Origin of the sequence: Amycolatopsis sp. NPDC051758 (assembly GCF_044453095.1) — a bacterium.
In the GTDB taxonomy this organism is placed as follows: domain Bacteria; phylum Actinomycetota; class Actinomycetes; order Mycobacteriales; family Pseudonocardiaceae; genus Amycolatopsis.
Window position 1 is genome coordinate 1791654 of sequence record NZ_JBITCJ010000001.1, and the last position, 11711, is coordinate 1803364.

Here is an 11711-nt window from a genome sequence, read left to right on the forward strand (position 1 = left end):
CACCTGGGGACAACCGTGGGGACAACTGGGCCTCCCTGTGGACGAATCGGGGGTGGCCCGAAACCATCCACGGACGGCCCGAGTTGCCCACAGCTTCACCACCAGGGTTCTCCACACGCCCGCGAGTGCTCCGACCTGCGCGAACGAGCTCAATCCACACAATCCACAACACCTACTACTGCTACTGCCTTTTAGATCTTTTCTAAGAGAGAACAAAACAAAAACAGGCGAAGGACGAAGTTGGGGACAACCGCGAGATCGTGTCGTCAAGTCGACAAAGTCAAGGGGAGGCCGAGGTGACGGCACCCCCTGCCACGGCCTAACGTGGATGCCTGCACCTGGTCCGTGCTCCGGCAGCTCACGCGGAGGGCGGACCGGCCGGACGAGGCAGCCGGTCACTGCCCAGCCAGAACGAGGCCTGGCCCGAGCCGATCCCCGGCTCGGTCGTCGAAAGGATGCGCGCATGAAGATCCGCGTCGAGCGTGACGGGCTCGCCGACGCCGTCGCGTGGGTGGCCAGAAGCCTCCCCTCCCGGCCGCCGGTACCGGTGCTGGGCGGTGTCCTCCTCGACGCCGGTTCCGACGGCGAAACCGACGCGCTGACCGTCTCGGGCTTCGACTACGAGGTTTCCGCCACGGTCGGCGTCCCGGCGACGATCGCCGACGGCGGCCGCCTCCTGGTGTCCGGCCGGCTCCTGGCCGACATCACCAAGGCGCTGCCCGCGCAGCCGGTCGAGATCTCCGTCGACGGCTCCCGCGCCACCATCACGTGCGGCAGCGCGCGCTTCTCCCTGCCGACCATGCCGGTCGAGGACTACCCGCAGCTGCCGGCCCAGCCCGCCTTCGCGGGCGAGCTCGCCGGCGACGCGTTCGGCCAGGCCGTCACCCAGGTCGTCGTCGCCGCGGGCAAGGACGACACGCTCCCGATGCTCACCGGCATGCGGCTGGAGATCTCCGGCAGCGCGCTGACCCTCGTCGCGACCGACCGGTTCCGGCTCGCCATGCGCGAGTTCACCTGGCAGCCCGCCGAGGGCCTGGCCGACGCCGCGGTGCTCGTCCCGGCGCGCACCCTCGCCGAGGCAGCCAAGACGCTCGGCGCGAGCGGCGCCACGATCCGGCTCGCGCTCGCCAGCGGCGAAGGCCTGCTCGGCCTGTCCGGCTCCGGCCGCTACACGACGACCCGCCTGCTCGACGCGGAGTTCCCGCCGTACCGGCAGTTGCTGCCCGCGTCTCACACCTCACGCGCGGTCATCGACGTGTCCGCTCTCACCGAGTCCATCAAGCGCGTTTCGCTGGTGGCGGAGCGGGGGACTCAGGTACGACTGGAGTTCGGGGACAACACGTTGCGGTTGTCCGCCGGCGGCGATGACGAGGGAAGCGCCGAAGAGGAACTTCAGGTCGAGTACGAAGGTGAGCCGGTGACGATCGCGTTCAACCCGGGTTACCTCGTCGACGGCCTCGGCGCGCTCCACAGCGACCGGGCGGAGCTGACGTTCACCACGCCGAACCGGCCCGCGCTGATCAAGCCCGCCGACCCCGAGGGCAACGTCGTCCCCGGCTACCTCTACCTCCTGATGCCGGTCCGCCTCCCGGGCTGACCCGCAATTCTTGTTAGCACGTAAGGGGATCTCATGGTTCAGCTGGGTCTGATCGGCCTGGGCAAGATGGGCTTCAACATGCGTGAGCGGCTGCGCGCGGCCGGTCACGAAGTGGTCGGCTACGACCGCAACCCGGACGTCAGCGACACGACGTCGCTCGAGGACCTGGTGTCCAAACTGGACGCGCCGCGGATCGTCTGGATCATGGTCCCCGCCGGCGACCCGACCCGGCAGACCATCACCGAGCTGGGCAACCTGCTCGCCGAAGGTGACATGGTCATCGACGGCGGCAACTCGAAGTACACCGACGACAAGCTGAACGCCGACCTGCTCGCCGCGAAGAACATCGGTTACGCCGACTGCGGTGTGTCCGGTGGCGTGTGGGGCAAGGAAAACGGCTACGGCCTGATGGTCGGCGGCTCGGCCGCCGACGTCGAGCGGGCGATGCCGATCTTCGACGCGCTGCGTCCGGAAGGCCCGCGCGAAGAAGGCTTCTCGCACGCGGGCGACGTCGGCGCGGGTCACTACGCGAAGATGATCCACAACGGCATCGAGTACGGCATGATGCAGGCCTTCGCCGAGGGCTTCGAGCTGCTCGAGGCCGCGAAGGTCGTCAACGACGTGCCCGCGGTGATCAAGGGCTGGCAGCGTGGCACCGTCGTCCGGTCCTGGCTGCTCGACCTGCTCGTGCGCGCGCTCGACGAGGACCCGGACCTGGACGACCTCGAGGGTTACGTCGAGGATTCCGGCGAAGGCCGTTGGACGCTGGAAGAGGCGATCAACAACGCGGTGCCGGCGCCGGTCATCTCGGCCGCGCTGTTCGCGCGGTTCGCTTCGCGCCAGGAGCACTCGGCCGCGATGCGCGCCGTCGCCGCGCTGCGCAACCAGTTCGGCGGGCACGCGGTGAAGAAGGCCGGCGGGTAAGGAGCTCCTGGTGTATCTGCGACACCTGCAGGTCACCGACTTCCGCTCCTGGCCACAGGCCGATCTCGCCCTCGAACCCGGGCCGACCGTGCTGGTCGGCCAGAACGGTCGCGGCAAGACCAACCTGCTGGAGGCGATCGGGTACGTCGCTACGCTGGGCTCGCACCGCGTCGCGACGGACGCGCCGCTGATCCGGCACGGCTGCGAGCGCGCGCTGGTGCGGGTCGCGGTGGTCAACGACGACCGCGAGCTGACCGTCGAGCTCGAGATCACCGCCGGCCGCGCCAACCGCGCCCGGGTCAACCGCGGTGCGGTCGGCCGGCCGCGGGACGTGCTCGGGATCCTGCGCACGGTGCTGTTCTCCCCGGAGGACCTCGCGCTCGTGCGCGGCGACCCGGGCGAGCGGCGCCGGTTCCTCGACGAGCTGCTGGTGCTGCGCGCGCCGCGGTACGCCGGGGTCCGGGCGGACTACGAGAAGGTGCTGAAGCAGCGCAACGCCCTGCTCAAGACGGCCGGGAAACGGCGTACGGGTCGCGAAGACCCGTACGCGCTGTCGACGCTCGAAGTCTGGGACGACCACCTGTCGGTGGCGGGCGCGGAGCTGCTCGCCGCGCGCCTGAACCTCGTCGCGGACCTCGGGCCGTACGCGGCTTCGGCGTACATGGGCGTCGCTCCGGACTCCCGGCCGGCGAAGATCTCGTACAAGTCTTCGCTGGGTGAGGCCCTGCCAGCCACCTACGGTGTGCCGGACGGCGAGCGCGCGCAACCCGAAGTGCTCAAAGACGTCTTACTGAAGGCGCTCGGCGAGGCCCGCAAGGCCGAGCTGGAGCGTGGGATCAGCCTGGTCGGCCCGCACCGGGACGAGCTGGAGCTGATCCTGGGCGAGGCGCCGGCCAAGGGCTACGCGAGCCACGGCGAGTCGTGGTCGTTCGCGCTCGCCCTCCGGCTCGGCAGTTACGAGCTGCTGCGCGGGGAGGCGGGCGAGCCGGTGCTCCTGCTCGACGACGTGTTCGCCGAGCTGGACCGCAAGCGCCGGGCCCGGCTGGCCGAGGTGGCCGCGAGCGCCGAACAGGTGCTGGTGACCGCCGCGGTCGACGAAGACGTGCCCGGGGAGCTGTCCGGGAGCCGGTTCGTGGTGGCGGATGGTGAGATCACGCGTGGCTGAGCAGGGCGGACCGGGGTCGGCAAGATCAAGTCGAGCACCCCGTGTGACCGCCGACACAGCAGTTACCCACCGATCTGGGGACAAACCTGTGGACAGTGTGGATAAACCCGTGCCCGAGTTATCGCCCCGCGTGACCAAAACGCCGAAACGGCCGCTTGACACCCCCCGCAAGGGGGTTAACCCACCCGGGAACGGCACGTCCGGCACGCAGAGTGAAGACGGCACTGCTCCGAACGGGAGCACCGGCCGGGATCTCGCCCACGCGGCGCTCGAAGCGGCGAAGGCCAAGGCCAAGGAACGCGGCACCTCGCCCGGGTACCGGCGGCGCGCCGTCGGCGGTGGCGGAGGCCAGAACCCCCGGCGTCGCCGCTGGTCAGGGCCGGGTGCGGACCCGCGTGACCCGCAGCCGCTCGGCCGGCTCGTCTCGCGGCTGGTCAGCGACCGCGGCTGGAGCGAGAGCGTCACGACCGCCCGCGTCTTCGCCCAGTGGGCGAAGCTGGTCGGCGAAGACGTCGCCGAACACGCCCAGCCGGTCGCGCTGAAGGACGGCGAGCTCACCGTCCGCGCCAGCTCCACCGCGTGGGCCACCCAGCTCCGGTTGCTGCAGGGCAAGCTGCTGGCGAAGATCGCCGCGGGGGTCGGGAACGGCGTGGTCAAGCGGATGCGGATCCAGGGTCCGATGGCCCCGAGCTGGCGGAAGGGACCCCGGCACGTGTCCGGCCGCGGCCCGCGTGACACGTACGGCTGACCCGGGTTGCGCGATGCTCGGTTGAATGCGCCGAGAACGCATCCAGACGCACTGAAATACGTCAAGACTCGGCTCGGACCGATTTCGTCCGTCTGTGACGCGCTCAGGGGTGTCCTTGCCGCATGCCAGCGGACACGGCCAAGTACACTGAGGAGGAGCGAGCGTCCGCTCGGGCGAGACGAGGAGAATCAACGCCGGTGACCGAGAACAAGAGCGAGTACAACGCGTCGTCGATCACGGTGCTCGAAGGCCTCGAAGCGGTCCGCAAGCGACCCGGCATGTACATCGGTTCCACCGGTGAACGGGGCTTGCACCACCTCGTCCAGGAGGTCGTGGACAACTCCGTCGACGAGGCGATGGCCGGGTACGCCACCAAGGTCGAGGTTACCCTCCTCGCCGACGGCGGGGTGCGCGTCGTCGACGACGGCCGCGGCATCCCCGTCGACATGCACCCCAAGGAGAACAAGCCGACCATCGAGGTCGTGCTCACCCAGCTGCACGCGGGCGGCAAGTTCGACAGCGACTCCTACGCGGTGTCCGGCGGCCTGCACGGCGTCGGCATCTCCGTGGTGAACGCGCTGTCGACGAGGCTGCTGGCCGAGGTCAAGTACGGCGGCCGCAGCTGGCGCCAGCTGTACACCGACCAGCTGCCCGGCCCGCTCGAGGACCTCGGCCCGGCGACCGAGACCGGCACGACGATGACGTTCTGGGCCGACGGCAGCATCTTCGAGACCACGACCTACAACTTCGAGACGATCTCGCGCCGCCTCCAGGAGATGGCGTTCCTCAACAAGGGGCTGACGCTGTCCCTGCGCGACGAGCGCGTCGCCGACGAGGAGACCGAAGCCGACGCCGAAGGCAAGGTCGCCCGGGTCAAGGAAAAGGTCTACTGCTACCCGGGCGGGCTCGAGGACTTCGTCAAGCACATCAACGGCAGCAAGGACCCGATCCACCCCAGCGTGATCTCCTTCGACGCCAAGGGCACCGGCCTCGAGGTCGAGGTCGCGATGCAGTGGAACAACGGCTTCACGCCGTCGGTCTACACGTTCGCCAACACGATCAACACCCACGAGGGCGGCACCCACGAAGAGGGCTTCCGCGCCGCGCTGACCCGGGTCGTCAACACCTACGCGCGCGACAAGAAGCTGCTCAAGGAGAAGGACACCAACCTGACCGGTGACGACGTGCGCGAGGGTCTCGCCGCGATCGTCTCGATCAAGCTGGGCGAGCCGCAGTTCGAGGGCCAGACCAAGACCAAGCTGGGCAACAGCGAGGCCAAGACGTTCGTGCAGCAGCAGTCGAACGAGTGGCTGGCGGACTGGTTCGAGCGCAACCCGAACGAAGCCAAGACGATCATCAACAAGTCGATCTCGTCGGCCCAGGCGCGGATGGCCGCGCGCAAGGCGCGTGACCTCGTCCGCCGCAAGGGCGCGCTGGAGATCGGCGGCCTGCCCGGCAAGCTCAAGGACTGCCGCTCGACCAACCCGGCGGAGTGCGAGCTCTACATCGTCGAGGGTGACTCGGCCGGCGGCTCGGCCAAGGAGGGCCGGGACTCGATGTACCAGGCGATCCTGCCGATCCGCGGCAAGATCATCAACGTCGAGAAGGCCCGCATCGACCGCGTCCTCAAGAACACCGAGGTCCAGTCGCTGATCACCGCGCTCGGCACCGGCATCCACGACGAGTTCGACCTGACGAAGCTGCGTTACCACAAGATCGTGCTGATGGCCGACGCCGACGTCGACGGCCAGCACATCACCACGCTGCTGCTCACCCTGCTGTTCCGCTTCATGACCCCGCTCATCGAGCACGGCCACGTCTTCCTGTCGCGGCCGCCGCTGTACAAGATCAAGTGGCCGCGGGCGGAACCGGAGTACGCGTACTCCGACCGCGAGCGCGACGCCGTCATCCAGGCGGGCGTCGAGGCCGGCAAGCGGCTGCCGAAGGACGACGCGATCCAGCGCTACAAGGGTCTCGGCGAGATGAACGCCGAAGAGCTGTGGGAGACCACGATGGACCCGGCGAACCGCCTGCTGGGCCAGGTCACCCTCGACGACGCCGCGCAGGCCGACGAGCTGTTCTCGGTCCTGATGGGCGAGGACGTCGAGGCCCGCCGCTCGTTCATCACGCGCAACGCCAAGGACGTGCGCTTCTTGGACGTGTAGGCGTCCCCCTGATCTCGTCCCGCCAGGACCCCCGCACTCGAGAAGGACCTCATGACGGAAACTCTGCCGCCGGCTCCGGACCACGACCGGATCGAACCGGTCGACATCCAGCAGGAGATGCAGCGCTCCTACATCGACTACGCGATGAGCGTCATCGTGGCGCGCGCCCTGCCGGACGTCCGGGACGGGCTCAAGCCGGTGCACCGGCGGGTGCTGTACTCGATGTTCGACTCCGGCTTCCGGCCGGACCGCGGGTACAACAAGTGCTCCCGCGTCGTCGGCGACGTCATGGGCAACTACCACCCGCACGGTGACTCGGCGATCTACGACGCGCTGGTCCGGCTCGCCCAGCCGTGGTCGATGCGGTACCCGCTGATCGACGGGCAGGGCAACTTCGGCTCGCCGGGCAACGACCCCGCGGCCGCCATGCGGTACACGGAGTCGCGGCTCGCGCCGCTGGCCATGCAGATGCTGGCCGACATCGAAGAAGACACCGTCGACTTCTCCGACAACTACGACGGCCGCACGCAGGAGCCCGACGTCCTGCCGGCGCGGTTCCCGAACCTGCTGGTCAACGGTGGTTCCGGGATCGCGGTCGGGATGGCGACGAACATCCCGCCGCACAACCTGCGCGAGGTCTCCGAGGGTGTCGTCTGGGCGCTGGAGAACCCCGAGGCGACCGAGGACGAGCTGCTCGCCGCGCTGCTGGTGCGGATCAAGGGCCCGGACTTCCCGACCAAGGCGATGATCCTCGGCACGTCCGGCATCGAGGACGCCTACCGCACCGGCCGCGGCTCGGTCCGGATGCGCGCGGTCGTCGAGGTCGAAGAGGACGCGAAGGGCCGCACGATCCTGGTCGTGTCCGAGCTGCCCTACCAGGTCAACCCGGACAACCTGGTCGAGAACATCGCGAACCTGGTCCGCGACGGCAAGCTCACCGGCATCGCCGACATCGCCGACGAGTCCAACAGCCGCTCCGGCATGCGGATCGTCGTCACGATCAAGCGCGACGCGGTCGCGAAGGTCGTGCTGAACAACCTCTACAAGCACACCCAGCTGCAGCAGAACTTCGGCGTCAACATGCTGGCGCTGGTCGACGGCGTGCCGCGCACGCTGCGGCTCGACCAGATCATCCGGCACTACGTGAAGCACCAGGTCGAGGTCATCGTCCGGCGGACCAAGTTCCGCCTGAGGAAGGCCGAGGAGCGGGCCCACATCCTGCGTGGGTACGTCAAGGCGCTCGACATGCTCGACGAGGTCATCGCGCTGATCCGGCGGTCGCCGTCCGCGGACGAGGCCCGGCCGGCGCTGATGGAGCTGCTGGACGTCGACGAGATCCAGGCCACCGCGATCCTCGACATGCAGCTGCGGCGCCTCGCCGCCCTGGAGCGGCAGCGGATCATCGACCAGCTGGCCGAGATCGAGCTGGAGATCGCCGACCTCAAGGACATCCTCGAGAAGCCGGAACGCCAGCGCGCGATCATCCGCGACGAGCTGATGGCGATCGTCGAGAAGTACGGCGACGACCGGCGCACGAAGATCATCGGCTTCAGTGGCGACGTCACCGACGAAGAGCTCATCGCCGTCGAGGACGTTGTTGTCACGATCACCCGCACGGGGTACGCCAAGCGAACGAAGACGGACCTGTACCGCTCGCAGAAGCGCGGCGGCAAGGGTGTGCAGGGCGCGACGCTGAAGCAGGACGACATCGTCCAGCACTTCTTCGTCTGCTCGACGCACGACTGGATGCTGTTCTTCACGAACAAGGGCCGTGTCTACCGGACGAAGGCGTACGAGCTGCCCGAGGCCAACCGCAACGCGCGCGGCCAGCACGTGGCGAACCTGATGGCGTTCCAGCCGGACGAGCAGATCGCCCAGGTCATCCAGATCAAGAACTACGAGGTCGCGCCGTACCTGGTGCTCGCCACCCAGCGCGGCCTGGTGAAGAAGACGAAGCTCACCGACTTCGACTCGAACCGCTCCGGCGGCCTCATCGCCATCAACCTGCGCGAGGGTGACGAGCTGGTCGGCGCGGTGCTGGCCTCGGCCGAGGACGACCTGCTCCTGGTGTCCGCCGAGGGCCAGTCGATCCGCTTCCACGCGACCGACGAGGCACTGCGCCCGATGGGCCGCCCGACGTCCGGCGTGCTCGGCATGCGGTTCAACGACGGTGACGAGCTGCTCGGCATCAGCGTGGTCAAGGACGACAAGTTCCTGCTGGTCGCGACGGACGGCGGGTACTCCAAGCGGACGCCGATCGAGGACTACCCGGTCCAGGGCCGCGGCGGCAAGGGTGTGCTCACCATTCAGCACGACCGCAAACGTGGCAGGCTGGTGGGTGCGCTCATCGTCGACGCCGAGGACGAGCTCTACGCCATCACCTCGAGCGGCGGCGTGATCCGCACGCCGGCGGGCGACGTGCGCAAGGCAGGGCGGCAGACGAAGGGGGTCCGGCTGATGAATCTCGGCGAAGGCACCACTCTTCTCGCGGTCGCACGCAACGCGGACGAGCCCTCGGACGTCGCCAATGGTGACGACAACGCGGAAGCCGACGTCACGGCGGAGAACACGGTGGAAGCCGTGTCGGAAACCGTGACCGAGACGACAGAAGAAACGACGGCGCCGCCGGAGCAGTGAGACGGCGTCACCACGGCACGGGTAAGGACTGACTCTTCGTGACACCATCCGAGAATCCCGAGGCAGCGGGTTCGAACGGGACTCCGGCGAGCCCGCCCTGGCAGCGGGTCGGCAAGGACGGCGACTCCGAGGCAACGGTGAAGCTGGCCACGGATGAGGCGCTCTACAAACCCGAGCCCGCGGCCGAGGAGACCCAGCCGGTCTCCCCGGAGCAGCGCACAGTGGTGACCGGAAGCGCGGCGCCTCGCCTGTTCGGCGGAAGTGGAGACACCCCACCGAGCGGCGAGCCGTCCGCGGCCGCCATCCCGTCGGCATCGTCCCAGCGAGCCCGGCCCAGCGCTTTGCGGCGCCCGGGCCGCGGCCCGCGCCGGGCATCGCTGCAGGTGAAGCGGTTCGACCCGTGGTCGGTGCTCAAGCTGTCCCTGGTCCTGGGCGTCGCAATGTTCTTCGTCTGGCTGGTAGCGGTCGGAGTGCTGTACACGGTCCTCGACGGCATGGGCGTCTGGGACAAGCTGAACGGAACGTACTCGTCCCTGGTCGGCGGCGAAGGCGCCAACGCATCGGCGGAGCCGCTGATCAGCGCAGGCCGAGTGTTCGGCATCGCGGCGATCCTCGGCGCGATCAACATCGTCCTGGTGTCGGCGCTCGCCACGGTGAGCGCGTTCATCTACAACGTGTCGGCCGACCTCGCGGGAGGCCTGGAAGTCACCCTGTCCGAACGGGAGTAACCCGGTTGCAGGGCCCCCTCGGGGGTCCTGTAAAGTTCTCCTCGTTCAAGGGCCTATAGCTCAGGCGGTTAGAGCGCTTCGCTGATAACGAAGAGGTCCCAGGTTCAAGTCCTGGTAGGCCCACGCAGGTCAAGCCCGGTTCGCGTCTCGCGGACCGGGCTTTTGCGTGACCTGAGTGACAAACTGAGTGACATGCCGAGTTGGCGGTCAGTCCTTCGGATACTCGGCCGAACCAGCGGCCGTCTGCTTGGCAACGAACCGCTCCCAACGCGGCCTACCACTGTAGCGGAGCTAGACGCCGTCCCAGGACCGTGATCCGCTACTGCAGTTCGTCGATGGAGCTCGGTGCGCCGAGCCCGGACTCGCGCCAGGCCCTGTTCGCCAAGCGCTTCGAAGAGCCTGCGCCAAGCTGCTTGACTTGCGCGTCCTGGCGGCCCAGCGGGCGGATGCGGCCCTTACCGTTCGCCGTCATCATCGGCCCGCCCGGCGCCGAGGAAAAAAACTTGGGCAAATTTCGGGAGGATCCGGGGCCGTGAGCGTTCCTCTAACAAGCAGACGCCAGCCAGGGGCCTGCCCAGGTCGGCCATCCTAGGCTGGCTGCTGCGCGGGTCCTCGGAGTTTCCAGGGCTTGACCCGCAGGGACACCGAGCCGAGCAGTGCAGTTCGGGGTCTGAGAATGAAGGAGGGAACCTTGGCCATCAAGGGTCCTGAGAGCTGTGAAGACGGGAACTCCGAGAGCGACTTCACGTCGGTCGAGAGGTTCCTCGAAAAGATCTACCCACGCCTGCGCAGCAGCGCGGTCTGGATGGTCAACCGGGACAACGACCTCGCCCAGGACATGGTTCAAGAAACCGTCCTGAAGCTCTGGCGTCGTCACCAGGCCCTCCAGGAAGACGGGAAGGAGCTCCGCTTGAGCCCCGGCCTCGCCTTCGTCGCCCTTCGCAACACCGTGAACGACCACTTCCGCAGCGAAGCGGTCAGGACGCGGACGAAGGGTCAGGCCGAAGTCATCGCGTCGAACATGACCGCGAATGACCCGGCCATCATCGTCACCGAGGATGACGCGACGAGCACGTTCTTCGAGTCGCTGGGTCCGGAGCAGCAGAAGATCATGCTCCTTCGCGTCGGGGGTTACACCCTGGACGAGATCGGTGCCGAACTCGGCTTGGCCAAGGGCACGGTCAGCAACTACCTGACCAGCATCAGGAAGGCCTTCCGTAGGTCTTTCCCCGACGCTACGCGACGCCGCTTCCCTGACAACTGAGCAACACCAACTACGGATGGATGGGTTCAATGCGCAAAGACGCTCCGGCGAGTTGCGACACGGCCCCTCGGACCTCCCCTGAGGAGGTGCGCCTGGGCCGCCTCCTGCAACGACTCGAAGACGAGTACCAGGCCTCCGGCGGCTCCCCGGCCCGCGAGGGCCGGGGGCCGCTCCTCCGGCCGACCGAGCGGTCGGAGAACTGGCCAGCAGACGAGCTGGCCGAGGCACTACGCCACGGAGAAGCAGGAGATCCCAGCAGCGCACGACGCGCTGCGGAACTCCTGGAACTGGTTGAAGACTTCCCGGCTGCTCAAACGTGGTGGCATCACGCCGCCACGCTCGGAGACCGGGACGCCATCAACTACGTCAGAGACGTCCTCAACGGATGAACTGCCCTCAGACCCCAGGACATCCAGACGAGGACAGCACGACCTCGCCGACGGCTACTCCGGCACCCGCAACCAGCGGTCGCTCCAGCAGCCA

General features: G+C 68.2%; 8 protein-coding genes and 1 tRNA gene. All 9 read left to right on the forward strand.

What is annotated here, in order from left to right:
* The first annotated feature begins 463 nt into the window (after nt 1-463).
* Nucleotides 464-1597, forward strand: coding sequence for a DNA polymerase III subunit beta (gene dnaN / locus ACIA5G_RS09230; protein WP_395921789.1), 1134 nt, complete (start codon nt 464-466; stop codon nt 1595-1597).
* A gap of 33 nt (nt 1598-1630) precedes the next feature.
* Nucleotides 1631-2521, forward strand: coding sequence for a phosphogluconate dehydrogenase (NAD(+)-dependent, decarboxylating) (gnd, locus tag ACIA5G_RS09235; protein WP_395921790.1), 891 nt, complete (start codon nt 1631-1633; stop codon nt 2519-2521).
* Nucleotides 2522-2531: 10 nt separating this feature from the next.
* Entirely contained in the window at nt 2532-3686 is a 1155-nt protein-coding gene (recF, locus tag ACIA5G_RS09240; protein ID WP_395921792.1) for a DNA replication/repair protein RecF, read from the forward strand.
* 130 nt (nt 3687-3816) lie between these two features.
* Nucleotides 3817-4434, forward strand: a complete 618-nt coding sequence (locus ACIA5G_RS09245) for a DciA family protein (protein WP_395921979.1) — start codon at nt 3817-3819, stop codon at nt 4432-4434.
* A 197-nt stretch (nt 4435-4631) separates the two neighbouring features.
* A complete protein-coding gene (gyrB, locus tag ACIA5G_RS09250; RefSeq protein WP_395921793.1) occupies nt 4632-6599 on the forward strand; it encodes a DNA topoisomerase (ATP-hydrolyzing) subunit B in 1968 nt (655 codons plus the stop codon).
* A gap of 51 nt (nt 6600-6650) precedes the next feature.
* Nucleotides 6651-9236, forward strand: a complete 2586-nt coding sequence (gene gyrA, locus ACIA5G_RS09255; protein ID WP_395921795.1) for a DNA gyrase subunit A — start codon at nt 6651-6653, stop codon at nt 9234-9236.
* 38 nt (nt 9237-9274) lie between these two features.
* Nucleotides 9275-9964, forward strand: a complete 690-nt coding sequence (locus ACIA5G_RS09260; RefSeq protein ID WP_395921796.1) for a DUF3566 domain-containing protein — start codon at nt 9275-9277, stop codon at nt 9962-9964.
* A 49-nt stretch (nt 9965-10013) separates the two neighbouring features.
* Nucleotides 10014-10087: transfer RNA gene (locus tag ACIA5G_RS09265), tRNA-Ile, on the forward strand.
* Between the two features lie 568 nt (nt 10088-10655).
* A complete protein-coding gene (locus tag ACIA5G_RS09270) occupies nt 10656-11228 on the forward strand; it encodes an RNA polymerase sigma factor (protein WP_395921797.1) in 573 nt (190 codons plus the stop codon).
* The last annotated feature ends 483 nt before the right edge of the window (nt 11229-11711 follow it).